Origin of the sequence: Blautia sp. TF10-30, assembly GCF_003481245.1 — a bacterium.
In the GTDB taxonomy this organism is placed as follows: domain Bacteria; phylum Bacillota; class Clostridia; order Lachnospirales; family Lachnospiraceae; genus Fusicatenibacter; species Fusicatenibacter saccharivorans.
Window position 1 is genome coordinate 174,613 of record NZ_QUKM01000004.1, and the last position, 21,481, is coordinate 196,093.

Annotated in this window: 13 protein-coding genes and 1 pseudogene; 13 read left to right on the top strand and 1 reads right to left on the bottom strand. The window is 50.8% G+C overall.

All coding sequences use genetic code 11. From position 1 onward, the window contains the following. Window positions 1-21: 21 nt before the first annotated feature. The 9 genes and pseudogenes from DXD02_RS06085 to DXD02_RS06125 form a co-directional block, all read left to right on the top strand. Window positions 22-273, top strand: a pseudogene (locus tag DXD02_RS06085) (TIM-barrel domain-containing protein); the annotation flags it as partial. A 257-nt stretch (window positions 274-530) separates the two neighbouring features. Next, window positions 531-2,528 (top strand): diguanylate cyclase, encoded by a 1,998-nt coding sequence (locus DXD02_RS06090; protein ID WP_118666569.1) that lies wholly within the window; start codon window positions 531-533, stop codon window positions 2,526-2,528. Window positions 2,529-2,796: 268 nt separating this feature from the next. After that, the gene (locus DXD02_RS06095; protein ID WP_117761637.1) at window positions 2,797-3,588 is read left to right on the top strand and encodes a shikimate kinase; all 792 of its coding nucleotides are present in this window, start codon (window positions 2,797-2,799) and stop codon (window positions 3,586-3,588) included. Window positions 3,589-3,910: 322 nt separating this feature from the next. Next, entirely contained in the window at window positions 3,911-5,662 is a 1,752-nt protein-coding gene (locus DXD02_RS06100) for a peptide ABC transporter substrate-binding protein (protein WP_117802379.1), read from the top strand. A gap of 115 nt (window positions 5,663-5,777) precedes the next feature. Beyond that, window positions 5,778-6,734: an ABC transporter permease gene (locus tag DXD02_RS06105; protein WP_022462669.1), complete on the top strand. Its 957-nt coding sequence runs from the start codon at window positions 5,778-5,780 to the stop codon at window positions 6,732-6,734. A 10-nt stretch (window positions 6,735-6,744) separates the two neighbouring features. Then, complete coding sequence (locus DXD02_RS06110; protein ID WP_022462668.1) at window positions 6,745-7,662, top strand: ABC transporter permease; 918 nt, start codon at window positions 6,745-6,747, stop codon at window positions 7,660-7,662. 18 nt (window positions 7,663-7,680) lie between these two features. Further along, window positions 7,681-8,712: an ABC transporter ATP-binding protein gene (locus DXD02_RS06115; RefSeq protein WP_118666556.1), complete on the top strand. Its 1,032-nt coding sequence runs from the start codon at window positions 7,681-7,683 to the stop codon at window positions 8,710-8,712. Next, window positions 8,712-9,713 (top strand): ABC transporter ATP-binding protein, encoded by a 1,002-nt coding sequence (locus DXD02_RS06120; protein ID WP_022462666.1) that lies wholly within the window; start codon window positions 8,712-8,714, stop codon window positions 9,711-9,713. The genes DXD02_RS06115 and DXD02_RS06120 overlap by 1 nt, the downstream gene beginning before the upstream one ends. 3 nt (window positions 9,714-9,716) lie before the next feature. Then, complete coding sequence (locus tag DXD02_RS06125) at window positions 9,717-10,070, top strand: hypothetical protein (protein WP_117802382.1); 354 nt, start codon at window positions 9,717-9,719, stop codon at window positions 10,068-10,070. An 81-nt stretch (window positions 10,071-10,151) separates the two neighbouring features. Here the strand turns inward: DXD02_RS06125 and DXD02_RS06130 are convergent, their stop codons facing one another. Next, window positions 10,152-10,739 carry an AAA family ATPase gene (locus tag DXD02_RS06130; protein WP_117802383.1) on the bottom strand — a complete coding sequence of 196 codons (588 nt, stop codon included), beginning with the start codon at window positions 10,737-10,739 and terminating at the stop codon, window positions 10,152-10,154. 168 nt (window positions 10,740-10,907) lie between these two features. Between DXD02_RS06130 and ispG the strand changes: the two genes are divergently transcribed. The 4 genes from ispG (at window position 10,908) to DXD02_RS06150 (ending at window position 21,479) form a co-directional block, all read left to right on the top strand. Next, window positions 10,908-11,963 carry a flavodoxin-dependent (E)-4-hydroxy-3-methylbut-2-enyl-diphosphate synthase gene (gene ispG, locus DXD02_RS06135; RefSeq protein ID WP_118666557.1) on the top strand — a complete coding sequence of 352 codons (1,056 nt, stop codon included), beginning with the start codon at window positions 10,908-10,910 and terminating at the stop codon, window positions 11,961-11,963. Window positions 11,964-11,983: 20 nt separating this feature from the next. Continuing rightward, window positions 11,984-16,573 carry a PolC-type DNA polymerase III gene (locus tag DXD02_RS06140; protein ID WP_022462662.1) on the top strand — a complete coding sequence of 1,530 codons (4,590 nt, stop codon included), beginning with the start codon at window positions 11,984-11,986 and terminating at the stop codon, window positions 16,571-16,573. A 101-nt stretch (window positions 16,574-16,674) separates the two neighbouring features. Then, window positions 16,675-20,250 (top strand): DUF5717 family protein, encoded by a 3,576-nt coding sequence (locus DXD02_RS06145; RefSeq protein WP_147398318.1) that lies wholly within the window; start codon window positions 16,675-16,677, stop codon window positions 20,248-20,250. Further along, on the top strand, window positions 20,232-21,479 hold the full coding sequence (locus DXD02_RS06150; protein WP_118666559.1) for a DUF5716 family protein: 1,248 nt from the start codon (window positions 20,232-20,234) through the stop codon (window positions 21,477-21,479). The genes DXD02_RS06145 and DXD02_RS06150 overlap by 19 nt, the downstream gene beginning before the upstream one ends. Window positions 21,480-21,481 lie beyond the last annotated feature (2 nt).

Here is a 21,481-nt window from a genome sequence, read left to right on the forward strand (position 1 = left end):
GCGAAAAAGCAGACATACGATTTCCAGGGTGACTGCGTTGAGATCGACGTGTTCAATCCGGAGACAAGAAAATATGTCTGGGACGTATGCAAGAAGAACTACTACGATTACGGCATCAATGCTTTCTGGCTGGATAACTCCGAGCCGGATTACGGTGTTTACGATTTCGATCATTACCGCTATATTGAAGGACCGGCGCTCTCCTGCAGCAACATCTATCCGCAGTTATACAGCCGTGTCTTCTATGATAAGAAGAAAAAACCGACCGCGTAAAACCGGTCGGTTTTTTTGAATAAATTTCCATTACAGGACGGTTTTTGTACACTTTTTTCTTGACGAAACGGGAAACAATCGTTACACTATTATGTATAACTGTAATTAAAATGGGAAAATGTAGCAAAACGCGGAAGCACACAAAGGGGTAATGAAGTTTTGTGTGTACCGGGGAGAAGAGAGGGAAACAGATGAATCAGACCGAATTGCCGGAATGTGAAAAAATAAATAAGAAAGAGCCTTCTAAGGATGTTCAGATGACACAGAAACAGGCAGAACGTCTGGTGGAACATCTGAAGAATATTTTCATGTATGTGCGGGTTCTCCGTCCGGATGAGATCGGATATTTTATTATCGATGAAGAGAATGGCAAGCTGTGTGAATGCTACGCAGTATGGAACAAAGCGATGCCGTGCCTTAACTGTATTTCCGAAAAAGCCCTGCGGGAGAAATCGCAGAAATCAAAACTGGAATGCATTGCGTCGAATGTGTATCAGGTCATTGCAAGATACGTGGAGATCGAAGGAGAACCATGCGTGATCGAGATGATCAACCGTCTCGACGATAAAACACTGATGGACTCCGAAGGACGCCAGAATCTGGTAAGCAAGCTGAACAGCTACAGCGAAGAGCTGTATCGTGACGCGCTGACCGGAGTATTCAACCGCCGCTACTTCGAAGACCAGATCCGGGACGCCAGCTTTTGCTGCGGCGTAGCCATGATCGATCTCGATGATTTCAAATTATACAACGATACATACGGCCACAATGCCGGAGATATGGCGCTTGACACCATTGTAAAGACCGTCAACCGCTGCACCCGACGTACCGACCGTCTGATCCGCTTAGGAGGAGACGAATTTCTGCTGGTTCTGCCGGAGATGGATGAGGAAAACTTTGTACAGAAATTAAAACAGATTCAGTCACAGATCCATGAGGCACAGGTGCCGGGCTACTCGAAGATGCGTCTTTCCGTCAGCGTAGGAGGTGTTCTGACAAGAGATGAGACGATCGGCGAAGCTGCGATGCGTGCCGATCAGCTGATGTATCTTGCAAAACAACGGAAAAACATGGTTGTCACCGAGAAAGACCAGATCCTGGGTTGTCAGGACGATGTTGTCCGTCAGGAAAACCGCAGAGAAAAACAGCGCATCCTGATCGTGGATGATTCCGAGATGAACCGTATCATCCTCTCGGAGATTCTGCAGGATGAATACGATATCATCGAGGCTTCCACCGGCGAAGAGTGCCTGCGTCTGCTGGAAGAATACGGAACAGGCCTTGCGCTGATCCTTCTGGATATCGTCATGCCGGGCATGGACGGTTTCGGAGTGCTTGACTACATGAACCGCAACCACTGGATCGAAGAGGTTCCGGTCATCATGATATCGAGCGAGGATTCCACCGCATTTGTGCGCCGTGCGTATGAGCAGGGTGTATCCGATTATATCAGTCGTCCGTTTGATGCAAAAGTTGTTTACCAGCGTGTCTTCAACACGATCAAATTATATGCAAAACAGCGCCGTCTCGTGACGCTCGTCACCGAGCAGATTTACGAAAAAGAGAAAAACAATCAGATGATGATCAGTATCCTGAGCCATATCATGGAATTCCGGAATGGCGAGAGCGGACTTCATGTCCACCACATCAACGTTCTGACCAGTATGCTCCTCGAGCGTCTGGTACAGAAGACAGACCGCTACCACTTAAGCTGGTCCGATCAGCTGATGATCACAACGGCATCCGCGCTGCACGATATCGGAAAGATGGGCATTGACGAGAACATTTTAAATAAGCCGGGAAGGCTGACGAAAGAAGAGTTCGAGGAGATGAAGAAACATACCCTGATCGGAGCGTCCATGCTGAAGAGCCTGGAACTGTATCAGGACGAGAAGCTGGTACAGATTGCGTACCAGATCTGTCGCTGGCATCATGAGCGGTACGACGGAAAGGGTTACCCGGACGGCTTAAAAGGTGAGGAGATCCCGATTGCAGCCCAGGTTGTATCGATTGCCGATGTTTACGATGCGCTGACAAGCGAGCGTGTCTACAAATCGGCATACACGCACGAGAAAGCCATCGAGATGATCCTGAACGGCGAGTGCGGTACCTTCAGCCCGCTGATGCTCGAGTGTCTGCTCGATATCAAAGATGCCATCTGCGAGGAGCTGAACACCATATCCGAAGAAAAACAGACTTCGATTCAGATTGAAAAGCTGAAAAAGAATCTGAAATCGGGGGGGGGGCAGAGCTGAGTTTTCTGAACTCTGATGAGAAGTTATCCACAGAAGATGCCTGGGAGAACAGGTATCATGCGGATTCGAAAGACGATCTTAAATAAAAATATACCAAAACCCATGGATTTCTGAAAAGATTCCATGGGCTTTTCGCACCTTTGTGCAAATTTTTGTTGTGATTCCGGAGGACAACTGCTATAATAACAGAAAATGTCAAAAAATACGACAAAAATACCGGAAGAGGGCTGTGCGAACAAGTACACACAAGTCTGGAAAGGATAAAAACATGAATCAGTTGGAAGTATTACGAGAGAGCCTCGGACAGTGCGATGAGATTATTCTGGATGCGCTGCTGATGAGAAACCGTATTGTCGAGGACATTATGGTATATAAAGAAGCAAATAACGTGCCGATTCTCCAGCCGGAGCAGGAAGCAAAACAGAAGGAATGGCTGGAACGCCGGATGCAGGAAAAACGCCATAAAAACGAAGTGGCGGATGTTTTCGAGAGCATCACAAGAAACAGTAAAAAGATTCAGGCAAGAAAGCTGTTCAATTATAATATTGTACTGATTGGCTTCATGGGAGCCGGAAAGAGCACCATTTCCGATTATCTCAAAACCGTGTTTGCCATGGATATCATCGAGATGGATCAGATCATCGCAGAGCGTGCCGGTATGAGCATCTCCGATATTTTTGAGACTTACGGCGAACAGTATTTCCGTGACTGCGAGACGAATCTTCTGATTGAAATGCAGTCGAGAACAAACGTTGTCATTTCGTGCGGCGGCGGAACTCCGATGCGTGAGTGCAACGTTGCGGAGATGAAAAAGAACGGCCGCGTTGTTCTTCTGACTGCAAAGCCGGAGACGATTTTAGACCGTGTCAAAGACAGCCACGACAGACCGCTGATCGAGAACAACAAAACCGTTCCGTTTATCGCAGATCTGATGAGCAAGCGCCGTGAGAAATATGAGGCCGCAGCCGACATTATCATCGAGACGGACGGAAAGAGCGAGCTGGAGATCTGTGAGGAGCTGATCCACAGCCTGCGGCAGATGGATGCAAAAGCGGAATAAAAGAGAAAAAGCAAAGAAAAAGAAGAAGGAGAATGCTGTGTGCGACGGCAGCCTCCTTCTTTTCCTTTTGATACCGAATTGTTGCGCACTTAAAAAATACAAAATGTGTAGGAAAAAAGATTGACAAAAAAGATATTTTTCGATATTCTGATAAAAGTTGGGCTAAAATCACGTGAAAAGATTGAAAAAACAAGGTATTATTTCGTGCTATTGTCCGAATAAGAGAAAAAATTCAGGATAATTATATGAAAAACAATGGCCCGTGTGCAGACATAGCCGGATCAGCCGGGGAGGGTCTGCGGAAAACAAAGGAGGAACACCAATGAGAAAAAGAAACAAAGTCGTTTCTCTGCTTTTGGCAGGATGCATGGCAGCCGGTCTTCTGGCCGGATGCGGAAGCAGCGGAGAGGCACAGGTAGCAACTGCTGACAATGCTACAGCGGCATCAACCAGTACTGGAGCAGCGGATTCAGCAGCACCGGAGACTGCAGGTGAAGTGGACGGACAGATCAATCTTCGCGCGGTATCCTTTGGAAACAATTTCGATGTGCAGGATATGGGATGGCGCTGGATGATGGCGGAGTGCTATGAAGGACTGATGCGTGACGTGGCAGATGAAAACGGAGACCGTTTCGAGTATGCCGGTGCAGAATCCATGGACGTATCCGATGACGGACTGGTTTATACCTTCCATCTGAGAAAGGATGCAAAATGGTCCGACGGACAGCCGGTTACCGCAGCAGATTATGAGTACGGCTGGAAACGTCTGTTAAATCCGGAATACGGATATTCCTATTCTTTCTTCCTGTTCAACGTAGTAGGAGCAGAGGAGTATTATAACGGACAGGGTTCTGCCGATGAGATCGGAATCAAAGCAGTTGACGATTACACCTTCGAGGTTACCTTAAAGGTAGCGGATCCGACCTTCCAGTCCAAGCTGGTAGCAACTCCGCTTTACCCGACCCGTCAGGATGTCGCAGAGGCAGCCGGAGACCAGTGGGGAAAAGACTGGACAAAATGTGTCTACAACGGACCGTTTGCCATGACAAACCTGGTAGAAGATAACTCCATGACATGGGTGAAGAATGACCAGTACTGGGATAAGGACAACGTAAAACTGAATCAGGTAAACTGGTACTGTGTAGCAGAGAACGCAACAGCAGCAACCATGTTCGATAACGGACAGCTGGACGTTTTCGATGCAGCAGGCGATTACATTGCAAAATATGACAAAGAAGTAGAAGCAGGCAATATGCAGACCATGACCACCGAGTACCCGGGAACTATGGTTCTGTGCTACGAGCAGTCTGAGGGCGGAAAATCCGGTCTGATGAAAAACGTAAACATCCGCAAGGCAATTTCCTACTCCATCAACCGTGAGGAGATGGTATCAGCTGTTTACGGAAGATACACCGCAGCTTACGGCTTCGTTTCCCCGGCGATCACGCTCGACGGAACTTCCTACCGCAAGCAGGCGTCGGAGACCATGAAAGAGGAATATGAGCAGTATGCAGGAGATGCAGACAAGTTAAAAGCACTGTTCCAGAAAGGCCTTGATGAGCTTGGTATCACCGACAAACCGGAAGACATCACCATTACACTGCTGTCCCAGGGTTCTGCTACCGAGAATCAGCTCGAGAGAGAGTACCTGCAGCAGTCCATTTCCCAGAATCTGGGCGTAAAGGTAGAGCTGAACACCGTTGGCGATTACCAGATGTTTGCAAACGAGCGCGATAACAAGAACTACGATATCTTTGTAGGCGGATGGTTCAGCGATTACAACGATCCGCTGGATTTCCTGAACGTCATGAAGACAGGCGTTTATGATTCCTACGGCCTCTATAGCAACAGCGAGTACGACAGCCTGATCGATTCTCTGACCGGAGAGAACGACAACGCAAAACGCCTTGAGATTTACCAGAAGCTGGAAGATCTGCTGGTTGCACAGGATTGTGGTGTTGCACCGCTGTACTACTCTGATAAACATTACTATTATCAGAACTGGGTAAAAGATTTCTACACATCCTCCTTCGGCGCAAGCCAGGAGCTTTACAGAGCATCTGTACAGAAATAAAAAAGCAGCAAAACAGAAGAAATGAGGGAAGAAGGGCTTATGAAACAATAGGCTCTTCTTTCGCTATCATAATAAAAATTCCGGTCGGAAAAGACCGGACAGGGAGAGGATTTTTATGCCAAAATATTTACTGCGCCGTTTTGCAGAAATGCTGATCACACTGTTTCTGATTGCAACGGCCACGTTTTTCCTTCTGGAAGCGGTTCCGGGAGATCCGCTGACGGAGCGTGCGAGCAAGCTCTCGCCGACCGTAAAGGAAAACCTCTATAAGCGCTACGGCCTCGACAAGCCGATGATGGAGCGCTATGTGATCACAATGAAGGGAATCTGCAAGGGAGAGTTCGGGGAATCTGTTGTCTATGCGGGACAGACGGTACAGAAGCTGATTCATGACCGTCTTCCGGTATCCGCCCGCCTTGGTATCCAGCAGGTGCTGGTCGGTATCACGATCGGTCTGCTGCTTGGAATTCTTGCGGCAATGAGGAGGGGAAGCTTCTGGGACTATATGGTGATCGCCCTGTCGGTCCTCTTGATTTCCATTCCGAACCTGATCTTTGGTCTGATGCTTCAGAAAATTTTCGCAGGTAACCTGAAGGTTCTGCCGACGATCGGCTGGCCTGCGGGAAAGGATCTGTGGTTCGGAGGATGGGAATACACGATTCTTCCGACCCTGACAGGATGCTTTTCTTATATTGCAACGTATGCGCGTCTGCTGAAAACCTCGATGCTCGATGTGATCAATCAGGATTACGTGCTGACTGCTGAATCGAAGGGCTTAAGCCGCGGACAGATTATCCGCCGCCATATCCTTCGGAACTCGTTTATCCCGGTTATCACACAGCTTCCGATGTCGGTTGCCATGTGTATCACAGGCTCCTTCTTCATCGAGAGCATCTTTTCCATCCCGGGAATCGGACAGTATTATGTGACGGCGGTCAATAACCAGGATCTTTCCATTATCATGGGAGAGACGGTTATTATCGCAGCACTTTACATCGGTGTTCTCTTTATCACGGACCTGCTGTACGTGGTCGTTGACCCGAGAATCAGTCTGACAGGAAAGAGCAGATAAGGAGGATATTATGGCAGCATTAACACCGGAAAAATTTAAAGTAATAGGATACACCGAGGAAGATGCGAACCGGATTGACCGCCCGACCATTTCCTACTGGCAGGACGCCTGGAGACGGCTCCGCAAAAATCCGATCGCAATGGGATCTCTTGTTGTGCTCGGCATTCTGCTTGTCATGGTCATCATCGGACCGCATATCAAAGGATATGATTATGTATCCATGAATATCGCCGAGAAAAACCAGGGCGTATCGTCAAAATACTGGTTTGGAACCGACAACCTGGGACGTGACCTCTTCTCAAGAGTCTGGGTCGGCGCGCGGGCATCACTGATCATCGCGATCGTTGCAACGGCAATCAAACTCATCATCGGAACGGTATATGGCGCGCTGATGGCACATTTCGGCGGCTGGGTCGATGAGGTTCTGATGCGGATCATCGAGGTTATCAACTCGATTCCGTCTCTGCTTCTTACGATTCTGATCATGATGATTCTTGGAAATAACCTGTTTGCACTTCTGGTCGCGCTTAGTGTCACCGCATGGTGTAACACGGCACGTCAGGTGCGCGGTATGATCAAACAGCTCCGTGAGACGGAATACGTTTACGCGGCGGAGGTGCTCGGTGCAAAACCGCTCCGCATCATCTTAAAACACTATGTACCGAATATGCTGGGTATCCTGATTCTGGATACGGCGACGGCAATCCCGATGTTTATTTTTACGGAGGCAGGTCTTAGCTTCCTCGGCATCGGCCTCAAGGCACCGTCGATCAGCCTTGGTGTCCTGATTTCGATGGGACAGCAGAACATGGATTTCTATCCGTCACAGCTTCTGTTCCCATGTCTCGTGCTCTGTATCATCGTTATGGCATTCAACCTTCTGGGAGACGGCCTGCGCGATGCCCTGGATCCGAGACTTCGCCAGTAATAAGTGGGAGATAACGATATGAACGAACAAAACAATCCGATTCTGGAAGTAAAAAACTTAAGAGTCTCTTATCACACCTATGCCGGTGAAGTAAAGGCAGTCCGCGGTGTACAGTTTTCTCTCGAGAAAGGTCAGGCGCTCGCAATTGTGGGCGAATCCGGCTGCGGAAAATCTGTAACGGCGAAATCCATCATGGGCCTCATCAAGGCCCCGCAGGGTGAGATGAAAGAGAACAGTGAAATTCTCTATCATGGAGAGAATATTCTGAAATACAACAAAAAACAGTGGCAGCATTACAAAGGCGGCGAGTGTGCAATCATTTTCCAGGATGCGCTGGCTTCCTTAAATCCGACGATGCGTGTCGGAAAACAGATTATGGAAAATCTGATGGGCCATAAAAACATGACAAAACAGGAAGCGGCAAAGGAGGCTGTCGAGATGCTGCGCATGGTCGGCATCCCGGAGCCGGAAAAACGTGTCAGACAGTATCCGCACGAATTTTCCGGCGGTATGCGTCAGCGTGTTATGATCGCGATTGCATTTGCCTGTGATCCGAAAATTCTGATCTGTGACGAGCCGACGACCGCACTCGATGTGACAATTCAGGGACAGATTCTCGATATTATCAAGAATCTGCAGAAGAAAAACCAGACGTCCGTTATCATGATCACACATGATCTTGGTGTTGTGGCGAATATCGCACAGAAGATTGCTGTCATGTATTCCGGTATTATCGTGGAAAGCGGAACGTGTGAGGATATTTTCTATCGTCCGCGTCACCCGTATACCTGGGCGTTGATCCGTTCCGTACCGCGTCTGGATTTGAAAAACAAGCAGGAACTCGCGACAATTCCGGGAACTCCGCCGGATCTTTTAAACCCGCCGGTCGGATGTCCGTTCTGCACGCGGTGCAGCTATTGTATGCCGATCTGTAAGGAAGAGATGCCGGAGGCAACGGAATTCGGCGGCGAGCATAAAGCTGCCTGCTGGCTCCATCACCCGATGGCACCAAAAGTAGAAATGCCAAATCTGGAAGGAGGAGAATTGTAATGGAAAATAACGAAAAAGAAGTGCTTTTTTCCGTTTCCCATCTGAAAAAATATTTTCAGGTCGGAAACCATGCGACCTTAAAGGCCGTGGATGATGTCTCCTTCGAAATTTACAAGGGTGAGACACTTGGAATGGTTGGCGAGTCCGGATGTGGAAAGACAACGTGCGGCCGTACCTGCATCGGCCTGTATGACAAGACCGACGGACAGGTGCTCTACAAGGGAACCGATGTCCATGCGTTAAACGGAAAAGAGCGGTTTGCCTTCAAAAAACAGGTACAGATGGTCTTTCAGGATCCGTATGGATCGCTCGACCCACGTATGACCGTTGCCGACATCATCGGTGAGGGCATCGACATTCACCATCTGGCAAAGAATAAGAAAGAGCGCCAGGAGATGATCTACAAATATCTGGAGCTGGTCGGACTGAACCGCGAGCATGCGAACCGTTTCGTGCACGAGTTTTCCGGCGGACAGCGCCAGCGAATCGGTATCGCGCGTGCGCTTGCCGTGCAGCCGGAGTTCATCGTTCTCGATGAGCCGATCTCCGCACTCGACGTTTCGATTCAGGCGCAGATCGTCAACCTGCTTGTGGACTTACAGAAGAAGATGGGTCTGACCTATCTTTTCGTTGCGCATGATCTGTCGATGGTCAAACATATTTCCGACCGTGTGGCGGTTCTGTATCTGGGAACGCTCGTCGAGCTGACGACATCCGAGGAGCTGTACGCCAACCCGCGCCACCCGTACACACAGGCACTGCTCTCCGCGATTCCGATTCCGGACCCGAAAGTAGAGGCAGAGCGCGACCGCAAAAAAATCCGCCTCGAAGGCGAGGTGCCGAGCCCGATCAACACGAAGCCGGGCTGCAAATTCCAGGGAAGATGCAAGTACGCAAAAGACATCTGCCGACAGCAGATGCCGGAATTAAAAGACGTGGGCAACAATCACTTTGTGGCATGTCATTTCTGTGATGCGTTAGAAGAAAATAAGGAATTGTAAAACATGGAAAAGATAAAGAACATCTGCTGTGATCTCGGCAGAGCATTTACAATCGGCCTGCTCTCCGGCGGCGCTGCGGCAGCTGTGCTGCTGCTGGGAGGATTCCTCTTTGGGGGATTCACGTTCCGCGCTGCCCTTGAGGCGGCGAAAGACGGCTTGCTGCTGATCGCGGCCCTCGGCATGTTCGTGATCGCCGGAATGCTGATGGTAAAAGGCAAAAACCCGGAGAAATTCACGCAGAAGGAAAAATGGCGCGTCCACTTTGCCGTACTCGGATATAAGAGTGTGTTCGCAGTTTTCTGCGTTTCCTGGGTGCTGTGGGCGGCAGCGGCGGATTATCTTTTGTATCGGATGTGAAAATAGTTTCTATAAATAAAAAGAGAATTTTGCAGACTGTAAAAATGAGGTCCGGCAAAATTCTCTTTTTTCGTTTAGTCGTTATTCGTCTTCGAGACGGGAGATAACCATCTCCATGGATTTCTGATATTCTTCATCCGAAGAATTGTAGAACAGCATCAGATCGAGGCAGCTGCTCATTTTCTTCAGTGCTTCCGGGATGGAGTAGTCGATCGTTTTCACATATTCATCCCAGTGCTCCAGCTTCCACGTATCGCGCACGGAGTTGCGGTCGATCATGCGCTGGTGGCAGATCTCCGGTTTTGTGACAACCCAGATCACAACAAGCTTTGCCCCATGGTCAGCGAGCTTTTTGGAGAAGTTTTTCAGGAACTTCTCATCATGCACTTCGCGTGTGAATGGTGCGTTGATCAGCACAATATCGTCATACTCGAGTGCTTCCAGTCCGAAATTGACCGTTACTTCATATTCATAATCGCGGATATTCTCCTCGAAGAAATCAGAACTGCGGTTGATTTCCTGTCCGCCCGCTTTGAAAACGCGGTTCGACAGCGGAATGACTGTGTCCTTGTCGAGATAAACAACGTGTTTCAGCTCCTTGGCGAGCTGTTTTGAAATGTATGTCTTTCCGCACGCCGGCGGCGAGGTTACGAGGATCATCTTTTTCATCGTTTGTATGTCTTCCTTTCCAGTTGAATCAAAAAAAATCACTCCTAGCATTATAGAAAATTTGGGAAAAAATTGCAAGAGAAAAGACGGTTGTGCCAGAGAAAAAATTGTCTTATAATAAAATAAGATTTTTATGCCATCACGGAGAAAATAAATGGAGGAAAGACAATGAGCAGAGCAAATACACGAGTTGTGAAAATCGGCGACCGGGTCATCGGAGGCGGAAATCCGATTCTGATCCAGTCCATGACGAATACCAAAACAGAAGATGTGGAGGCAACCGTAAAGCAGATCCAGGCGCTCACGGAAGCCGGATGTGACATTATCCGATGCGCCGTCCCGACCATGGAGACAGCCAGGGCGCTGTCCGAGATCAAAAAGCAGATCTCGATTCCGCTTGTAGCAGATATTCATTTTGACTATCGATTGGCGATCGCCGCGATCGAAAACGGAGCCGATAAAATCCGCATCAACCCGGGCAACATCGGCAGCCGCGACCGGATCCAGGCGGTTGTAGATGCAGCAAAAGAACGCCAGATTCCGATCCGCGTCGGCGTCAACAGCGGTTCACTCGAAAAAGAGCTGGTGGAAAAATACAACGGCGTAACGGCAGAGGGCCTGGTGGAGAGCGCGCTCGACAAAGTGCGGATCATTGAGGAGATGGGCTATGACAATCTCGTCATCAGTATCAAATCGTCTGATGTGATGATGTGTGCAAAAGCGCATGAGCTGATCACGAACCAGACGGATCATCCGCTTCATGTCGGCATTACGGAGGCAGGAACGCTGTATTCCGGCAACATCAAATCGGCAGTGGGGCTCGGTATTATTTTATATCAGGGCATCGGAGATACGATCCGTGTTTCCCTGACCGGCGATCCGCTCGAGGAAATCAAATCCGCAAAACGGATCTTAAAGACCCTGGGACTTCGAAAAGGCGGCATTGAGGTCGTATCGTGTCCGACCTGCGGACGGACCCAGATTGACCTGATCGGACTGGCAAACCAGGTGGAAACACTGGTGCAGGGCTACGATCTTGATATCAAGGTTGCCGTCATGGGCTGCGTGGTCAACGGACCGGGCGAGGCAAAAGAGGCGGATCTTGGTGTTGCAGGCGGAAAAGGCGTCGGCATTTTAATTAAAAAAGGTGAAATCGTGAAAAAAGTACCGGAGAGCGAGCTGCTGTCCGTCTTAAAGGACGAGCTGGATCACTGGGGCAAGTAAAAAAGAAAGCAGGAATAGGAATGGAAAAACAGTTTCAGGAAGTATTTCCGGATTTGAGAATCGAAGGGGGCATGGCAGAGCTTCTCGATACCGTGGAGGTTTCGCGGGTATCGATCAATAAGAAAAAAGATCTGCTGCGGATCTATGTGGTCAGCCATCAGTGGATTCACAAAAAATATATTTATCAGCTGGAGCGCCAGATCGAGGAGCAGCTCTTTTCCAACGTGCCGCTGCGCGTGAAGATTATTGAGCGGTTCTATCTGTCGCGCCAGTATACGCCGGAAAACTTTCTGGAGGTGTACCGTCCGAGTATCCTGCTCGAGCTGAAAAACCACAGTGTCTTTCTGAATCATCTGTTTTCGACTGCCGAGATTACCTTCCCGGAGACGAACAAAATGCACCTGGTGCTCGTGGATTCCGTTGTGGCAAAGGAGCGCGAGGAGGAGCTGGTCCACATTCTCGAGAAAATCTTCTGTGAGCGGTGCGGCTTCGACCTGATCGTGGAAACCGAGATGAGAAAGCCGGAGGGCGAGAGCCGCGCCATGAGAAATTCCGAGCTCCGCATCCGGGAGGAAGTGCGCCACGTTCTGGCGCATACCCATTACGGTGAGATGCTCGGCGAAAAAGAGCAGAACCGGATGGAAGAGCAGGCGGAAGCAGCAGGCGAACAGCCAAAAGCAGCCGCAGCAGCCAAGGGCGGCGAGGCGAAAAAAGAAAAAGCAGCAGACGGCGGAAGGGGAAAAGGTTTTTCCGGCGGCGGACGCGGTTCCTTCAAGAAAGGCAAGGGCAGTTTCAGCCGGAATGCGGACAATCAGCCGCGCAAATCCTCCAATCCGGATGTGCTGTACGGAAGAGATTTCGAGGATGAGAGCGTGGAGATTCTGAAAATCGGCGATGAGATCGGTGATGTTGTCATCCGAGGAAGAGTCCAGAGTGTGGATATGCGCGAGATCCGGAATGAGCGTACGATTTTCATGTTCACGATCACCGACTTTACGGATACCATCGGCGTCAAGATTTTCGTCCAGAACGCGGAAGTGCCGGAATTAAAGGATGCGATCAAAAAAGGCGCATTCATTAAAGTAAAAGGAAAAACGACCGTCGATGCGTTCGACCACGATCTGACGGTTATGTCTGTCTGGGGCATCAAAAAGATCACCGATTTCCGTACCGGCCGTCAGGATACGAGTCCGGTGAAGCGTGTGGAGCTGCACTGCCATACAAAGATGAGCGATATGGACGGTGTCACCGATGCTGCCCGTCTGGTACAGCGTGCCTACGAGTGGGGCCATCCGGCGATCGCGATCACCGATCACGGCGTGGTGCAGTCCTTCCCGGAGGCAAACCATGCGATCGAGGCGATCGACGGCGCTTACCGGAAAAAATACCAGGCAGAGCACCCGGATGCGACAAAAGATGAGCTGAAAAAAGTTTCGGCTCCGTTCAAGGTCATCTACGGCATGGAGGCTTATCTCGTCGACGACTTGAAAGATATCGTTGTCAACAGCAAAGGACAGGACATCCACGGAAGCTACGTTGTTTTCGATATCGAGACGACGGGATTTTCCCCGGTTGTCAACAAAATCATTGAGATCGGTGCCGTCCGTGTGGAAAACGGAGCGATTGTCGATAAGTTTTCCACCTTCGTCAACCCGAAAGTCCCGATCCCGTTCCGGATTGAGAACCTGACCGGCATCAACGACAACATGGTTCTTGACGCGCCGGACATCGAAACGGTGCTGCCGAAATTCCTGGAGTTCAGTGAGGGAGCCGTTATGGTTGCCCACAATGCTTCGTTCGATATGAGCTTTATCGAGCACAACTGCGTCCTGCAGGGGATCGAGCGGGAATTTACAACGGCGGACACCGTCGCCATGGCGCGTTTCCTGCTGCCGGGCCTGAACCGTTTCAAGCTGGATACCGTTGCGAAGGCGGTCGGCGTATCGTTGGAAAACCATCACCGTGCGGTGGACGATGCCGGCTGTACGGCGGAAATTTTCGTGAAATTCGTAAAAATGCTGGAGGAGCGCAATATTCTGACTCTGGATGACCTGAATGCGCAGGGAAAAGTATCGGAGGAGGCTGTGCGCAAGCTTCCATCGTACCATGCGATCATTCTGGCAAAGAACGAGACGGGACGTGTCAATCTGTACCGCCTCGTGTCGGAATCCCACCTGAAATACTACAACCGCCGGCCGAAGCTGCCAAAGAGCGTCTACCTGAAATATCAGGACGGTCTGATGATCGGATCTGCCTGCGAGGCGGGCGAACTCTACCAGGCAATCCTGCGCGGTGAACCGGATGCGGCGATTGCGCGTCTCGTGGACTTCTACGATTATCTGGAAATCCAGCCGATCGGCAACAACGCGTTCATGATCAAAAAAGAGGACGTTTCTGCCGTAGAGAGCGAGGAGGATTTAAAGGAGATCAACAGGCGCATTGTTAAACTCGGCGAGCAGTTCCATAAGCCTGTTGTGGCAACGTGCGACGTCCACTTCATGGATCCGCAGGACGAGATCTACCGCCGCATCATCATGACCGGAAAAGGTTTTGACGACGCGGATGAGCAGGCACCGCTGTTCCTGCGCACTACCGAGGAGATGCTTGAAGAGTTTTCGTATCTCGGAAGTGAGAAAGCGGAGGAGGTCGTCATCACCAATCCGCGCAAAATCTCCGACCTTGTCGAGAAAATCTCCCCGATCCGTGCCGGAAAATTTCCGCCGGTCATCGAGGATTCCGACAAGACACTGCGGAGAATCTGTTACGACCGCGCGCATGAAATCTACGGCGAGGAGCTGCCGGAGATCGTTTCCGCGCGCCTCGAACGGGAGCTGAACTCCATTATTTCCAACGGATATGCCGTTATGTACATCATCGCACAGAAACTAGTGTGGAAGTCGAACGAGGACGGCTACCTCGTAGGATCGCGTGGTTCCGTCGGTTCCTCGTTCGTTGCGACGATGGCGGGAATCACGGAGGTAAACCCGTTGAGCCCGCATTACTACTGCGAGTCGTGTCATTACAGCGAGTTCGATTCGCCGCGCGTCAAAGAGTATGTCGGCCGCGCCGGATGCGATATGCCGGACGCCGTCTGCCCGAACTGCGGCAAGCCGCTGAAAAAAGCGGGATTTGATATCCCGTTCGAGACGTTCCTTGGATTCAAGGGAAATAAAGAGCCGGATATCGACCTGAACTTCTCCGGTGATTACCAGAGTAAGGCGCACAAATACACAGAGGTTATTTTCGGCGCCGGTCAGACGTTCCGTGCGGGAACCATCGGTACGCTGGCGGATAAAACAGCGTTCGGTTACGTGAAGAACTATTACGAAGAGCGCGGCCAGCACAAACGGAACTGCGAGATCGACCGGATCGTGGAAGGATGCACCGGCATCCGCCGTACCACCGGCCAGCACCCGGGCGGTATCATCGTTCTGCCGTTCGGTGAGGATATCAACTCCTTCACCCCGGTGCAGCATCCGGCGAACGATATGACAACCGACATCATTACGACCCATTTCGATTACCACTCCATTGATGCCAACCTCTTAAAGCTCGACATTCTCGGACACGATGATCCGACCATGATCCGTATGCTCGAGGATATCACGCACCTTGATGCGCAGACGATTCCGCTCGATAACCCGGAGGTCATGTCGCTGTTCAAGAGCACCGAGGCGCTCGGCATCAAGCCGGAGGACATCGGCGGCTGCCCGCTTGGATGTCTTGGCGTGCCGGAGTTCGGTACCGATTTCGTTATCCAGATGCTTCTGGACACGAAGCCGCAGTCGTTCTCTGACCTGATCCGTATCTCCGGTCTGTCGCACGGAACCGACGTATGGCTCGGCAATGCGCAGACATTGATCGAGGAGGGCAAGGCGACGATTTCCACCGCCATCTGTACCCGGGACGATATCATGATCTACCTGATCGACAAGGGACTCGAAAGTGAGCTTTCCTTTACGATCATGGAGAGTGTGCGAAAAGGAAAGGGCTTAAAACCGGAGTGGGAAGAGGAGATGAAGGCACATGACGTGCCGGACTGGTACATCTGGTCATGTAAAAAGATCAAGTACATGTTCCCGAAAGCCCACGCGGCGGCGTACGTCATGATGGCGTACCGCATCGCTTACTATAAAATTTTCTATCCGCTGGCGTACTATGCGGCGTACTTCTCCATTCGTGCGTCCGCATTTTCCTACGAGCTCATGTGCATGGGACGCGACCGGCTGGAATATTATATGAAAGATTACGAAAAACGGAAAGACACGCTGACTCAGAAGGAGCAGGCAACCGTCAAGGATATGAAGATTGTCCAGGAAATGTACGCCCGCGGCTTCGATTTCGTGCCGGTGGACCTCTATAAGGCACAGGCGCACCGCTTCCAGGTCTACGATGACAAACATCTGATGCCGGCGCTCGACTCGATCGAGGGTCTGGGCGACAAGGCGGCCGACGCCGTTGTCCTTGCGGCACGAAACGGAAAATTCCTCTCGAAAGATGATTTCCGCGACCGCACCAAGGTCAGCAAGACGATTATCGACTTTATGGCGGACCTCGGTGTCTTCGGAGATCTGCCCGAAAGCAACCAGTTTTCGCTGTTCGACTATTAAAAGGAGCGTCCCCTTTCCGTTGCAATCCCGTGCGTCTTGGGGTATAATCAGACGTTGTGGAAAAGAACGAAAACGATTTAGATAAAATAAGGTGAAAAACATTGAGAAGAAGATTGGAACAACTGCTGAACGGCAGATTTGAATATGAGGTTCCCCATCTGCTGCTGTCCGAGACGGAGGTGGCCCTGACGCTGGACGAGGGGCAGAATTTCCGCGGAGAGCTGAATATCGGAGCGGAAGACGGGAGAAGAGTAAAAGGAATTGTGACCACAGATCATCAGAGAATCGTTCTGGCGAAAAATCAGTTCCAGGGAACGGCGAGTACGATTGAGTACGGCGTGGATACCAGCGGATTAAAAGCAGGCGATGAAATCTGTGGAAACATCACCGTCAGCAGCAATCTGGAGGAACGCTGCGTGCGGGTACACGTCTCGATTGCAGGAAAGACAATGAACATTTCCGGACAGGAGATTCATTCCCTGGCAGATTTTGTGCATCTGGCAAGCCATGATTTCGGCGCAGCGTACCGCTTCTTTGTAAAAAAAGAGTTTGCACGTCTTCTTCAGAAAGAGGCACCGGAGCAGATGGCACTTTATCAGGGACTGTCCCACAAGCCGGTGACATTTCAGCACCTGGAGGAATTTCTGGTTGCCCTCGGTCAGAAAGAGCCGGTGATGCTTTCGGCGGAACAGCCGGAGAAAACTGTGCTTACCGTGGACCAGCCGCGCAAGGAAACACTGTATCTGTATAAAAATACCTGGGGCTACGTCCGCATGGAAATCGAGGTGCAGGGAGACTTTCTGGAAGTGGAAAAGAAAGTCGTCACTTCAGAAGATTTCATCGGAAGCGTCTACGGTGTGGAATACATTATCCATCAGGAGAAAATCGGAAACGGCCGCCATTACGGCAGAATTACGGTGCGTCAGGGAAAACAGGAGCTTCGCTTTGAACTGGAAGTGACAAACAGCGAAAAACATGTGACCAGCAGGAAAAATACGGAGCGCGACCGTCAGATAACTGCCATCGCGCGCGGCTATCTCGATCTGGCAGTCCATAAACGCGACTACCGTACCTGGTATCAGGACACCTGGGAGGCCATCGAGCAGTTCGAAAAAGCCGGCGGAGACATGGCGTGGGTGACGCTGGGAAAAGCATGGCTGTACGAGAGCCATGAGGAAACCGGAAAAGCAAGAGAAACGCTTTCTTACGTAAAAGAGCATCAGGAACTGCTGGACACCGCGGAGAAAAAAGGAGCGTACCTGTATCTGGCATGGAAGCTGAAAATGGAAGTGGGCCATACCGAGCTGGTATCACGCCTTGGAACACTGATGCGGCAGGAGAGTGCAAGCTATTTTCTGTTAAAGCTTGCCATTGATGCCGACGATTCCTGGCAGCAGTCGCTGACCCGTCAGCTCTACGCGATGGAACTTTGCTATGAGTGCGGGTGCAAGAGCCCGCTTCTGTATCTGGATGCGGCACAGCTCTATCTCCGCCAGGAGGGACAGCTCCGCCGGATTTCGCCGTTCACCGTTCAGGTGCTGAAATTTGCGCAGAAAGAAGGCATTTTAAGCGGGGAACTGTTAAAACGGGCCGCTTATCTTACAGAGACGATGAAAACGTTCGATGAGAATGTCTATCAGATTCTGACTGCGGGCTATGAGCGTTTTCCATCCGATGAAGTGCTCGAAGCCATCTGCAAACTGGTGATGAAGGGCCGCCCGGTGCGGAAGGAATATTTCCCGTGGTATGCAAAAGCCGTGGAGCGGAACATCCGCATCACGCGCCTGTACGAGTACTATATCGAAACGATGGATGCGTCGTTCGACGAGGTCCTTCCGCAGGTCATCCGGATGTATTTCTCCTACAGCAACACACTGGCAGGCCAGAAGAAAGCGCTGATTTACGCCAACGTGATCAAAAACCGCGAAAAAGACCGCCATACATTCCAGAGCTACCGCCCGGCGATGGAGGTTTTCACGGCAAGACAGATCCAGAAAGGCCGCATGAACCGCGAATACGCCGCACTGTACCGGACTTTTCTGAAAAAACCGGAAGATCCCGACAGCGCAAAAGCGATCGCAAATGTGCTGTTTACCCATCATGTAACGTGTGAAAATCCGAAAATTACGCGTGTGATCGTCTGCCATCCGGCGATGGCGGGCGAAACATCCTATCCGATGACGGAACGGGGTGCTTATATCCGTCTGTACGGCAAAAAAGCGCGGATTCTTCTCGAAGATGAGCAGCGCAGAAGATATGCGGTGACAGAAACCTGCCGCGTAGAGCCATTGTTTATGGATAAAGAGCTTGCCCGTGCCTGCGGCGGTTTTGCCATTGAAAATCCGGGTCTGCTGCTACACCTGTGCGGGGAGCAGGAAGAGGAGATGCAGCTTACCGCAGAAAATCTTGCCTGGTATCAGCAGGCAGCGCGCACGAGCGCATTTTCCAGTGCTTACCGGAAAACAGTGCGTCAGAAATTGCTGGAATATTATCTTGCCCATCCGGATGAGCGCGAGACCGAGGCAGCTGTTGCAGAGCTGGAGGATAGCGCTTATGCAAAGGTGGACCGTATTTCTACGATTGAGCTTCTGGTGCGCTATGGCCGTTACAGCCGCGCCTTTGCCCTGACAGATCGTTACGGCTACGAGAAGATTCCGGTGTCGTGTCTCTTCCGTCTGGCGCATGCGATGATTCTGGAAAAAGAGTTTACAGAGGACGAGGAGCTTCTCTATCTGGCATCCTACGTGGTAAAACAGGGCATTTACGATGAAATTGTATTGTGCTATCTGAGAGATTATTTCACCGGTTCTATTGAGGATATGTGCAGTTTATGGGATAAAATCCGCGGCTTCCAGATGGAAAGCGACAAGCTGGAGGAGCGCATTCTGACATGGTCCGTCTTTGTGCGCAGCCACCCGAAGTGGGAGCAGGAAATGCTGGAGAGCTACATCCGCCAGAGCGGAAAAGAGCAAGTCATTCTGGCATACCTGACGTATCTTGCGATCGGCTATTTTATGGACGGAAAACCGCTTTCGGATCAGATGTTTGACTACTTGGACCGCGCTTGGAAGCAGGGCTGGGAGCTGGACGAGATCTGCCGTCTTGCGATGCTGAAACATCTTTCCACGAAGCCGCAGCTTTCTGAGGAGGAAGAAAAAGAGGCGCATACCCTGCTTCTGGCGTTTACGAAACAGGGACTCCGCTTTGCCTTCTACAAGGATCTGCCGGAGCACCTGACCGAAGGCTTCCAGATCGGCGACCGCATGTTCATCGAGGAGCGCCAGAGAGCGGAGGCAAAGGTGACGATTCATTACCGGACAAACGCCGAAGAAACATGGAAGAGCGAACCGATGCGCAATATGTATCAGGGCATTTTTGTGAAAGAGTTTCTGCTGTTCTACGGCGAGAAAATGGAGTATTACCTGACCTTTACGAACCGTCAGGGTGAGGGAAAAACAGAGGTGAAAACCGTCTCCATGACCGGCGAACCAAAAGTAGGAAAGACGCGGTACCAGCTTCTGAATCAGATGAAAGCAGCGCGCGCGGCAGGAGATTCGGAAAAAGCAGAAGAAGCATTCCAAAAGTATTTGCAGCAGGAGGCTCTGGTTCGGAACTGTTTTGCACTTGTGGAGGAAAAGAAGCAGCAGGAGGATACGACATGGAACAGAAAAATTTGATTTTAGGATTTGATTTTGGAGAGAAATATTCCCAGTTCTGCTGCTATGACAGGGGAACCCATACGGCTGTCTCCATCCCGGTAAAAGAAGGAGAAGAGGCGGTGGAATTTCCGACCGCCATTGCCAAAAAACGGAATGAGGAAACGTGGAAAACAGGACCGGATGCAGAAAAATCTGCTCACGCGGAAAACGGCATCTGGCTGGACAATCTGTACGAGATCTGCATGGGATCCCGCATCTGCCAGATCGAAAACCGGGATTACACGCCGGGAGAAGTCCTTGGCACGTTCCTTCGCGAAGCACTGAAGATGATCGGCATCGAGCGTCCGGACCAGCAGATCCAGGCGATGATGATCACCACGGGCCATCTGACCCGTCCATTTGTGGAAAATGTGCGTGAAGCATACAAGATAATCGGACTGCCGCGCGGCAGAGCCTACCTGCAGGAGCATGACGAGAGCTTTTACTGCCATGTGCTGAACCAGAAGCCGGAGCTCTGGAGCCGTAAAGTCGGTCTGTTTTTCCTGAAAGATGAGGAAGCATCGTTTTCTGAACTTTCCATCAGCCGTAAAACGAAGCCGGCAACTGTGACCGTAAAACGGGGGCCAAAAGCCGCACTTTCGATCGAGCCGATGGAGCGCGACCGCGATTTCTGCCATCTGATGGGAGAAGCGATGGGGAATGAAATTTATTCCAGCGTATTTCTGGTGAGCGAGGAGTTCGACCTTGCCTGGGCCGACAACTCTCTGCGTCAGTTAAAGAAAAACCAGAGAAGAATCTTTGGCGGAACGAACCTGTTTGCACAGGGCGCCTGCTTTTCCGCGCGCGAAAAAGTGGAGGAGCGCCGCTTAAAGGGCTATCTCTTCCTCGGAAATGACCTCGTGCGCTACAACATCGGCATGGAGATGACGATCAATGGTTCTCCGGCATACTATGCGCTGATTGCAGCCGGTGTGAACTGGTATGAAGCAGAAAAAGAATGTGAGCTGATCCTCGACGGAACGGAGGAGCTGGAATTTGTTGTAAGCTCCATGGAAAGCGGAAAACGAAACCGCTATACCATGAAGCTGGACGGGCTGCCCAAACGGCCGCCGAAGACAACACGGATCCGTCTGCGTCTGGAGTATGATTCTCCGGTTACGTGTCAGATCACCGCAGAGGATTTGGGTTTTGGCGATATGTTCCCGGCAAGCCACAAAACCTGGCACGAGACGATGGGGGAGGTGTAAAC

Coding starts and splice junctions, on each gene's coding strand:
- DXD02_RS06090 (WP_118666569.1), top strand. CDS start 531: ATGACACAGAAACAGGCAGAACGTCTGGTGGAACATCTGAAGAATATT.
- DXD02_RS06095 (WP_117761637.1), top strand. CDS start 2,797: ATGAATCAGTTGGAAGTATTACGAGAGAGCCTCGGACAGTGCGATGAG.
- DXD02_RS06100 (WP_117802379.1), top strand. CDS start 3,911: ATGAGAAAAAGAAACAAAGTCGTTTCTCTGCTTTTGGCAGGATGCATG.
- DXD02_RS06105 (WP_022462669.1), top strand. CDS start 5,778: ATGCCAAAATATTTACTGCGCCGTTTTGCAGAAATGCTGATCACACTG.
- DXD02_RS06110 (WP_022462668.1), top strand. CDS start 6,745: ATGGCAGCATTAACACCGGAAAAATTTAAAGTAATAGGATACACCGAG.
- DXD02_RS06115 (WP_118666556.1), top strand. CDS start 7,681: ATGAACGAACAAAACAATCCGATTCTGGAAGTAAAAAACTTAAGAGTC.
- DXD02_RS06120 (WP_022462666.1), top strand. CDS start 8,712: ATGGAAAATAACGAAAAAGAAGTGCTTTTTTCCGTTTCCCATCTGAAA.
- DXD02_RS06125 (WP_117802382.1), top strand. CDS start 9,717: ATGGAAAAGATAAAGAACATCTGCTGTGATCTCGGCAGAGCATTTACA.
- DXD02_RS06130 (WP_117802383.1), bottom strand. CDS start 10,739: ATGAAAAAGATGATCCTCGTAACCTCGCCGCCGGCGTGCGGAAAGACA.
- ispG (WP_118666557.1), top strand. CDS start 10,908: ATGAGCAGAGCAAATACACGAGTTGTGAAAATCGGCGACCGGGTCATC.
- DXD02_RS06140 (WP_022462662.1), top strand. CDS start 11,984: ATGGAAAAACAGTTTCAGGAAGTATTTCCGGATTTGAGAATCGAAGGG.
- DXD02_RS06150 (WP_118666559.1), top strand. CDS start 20,232: ATGGAACAGAAAAATTTGATTTTAGGATTTGATTTTGGAGAGAAATAT.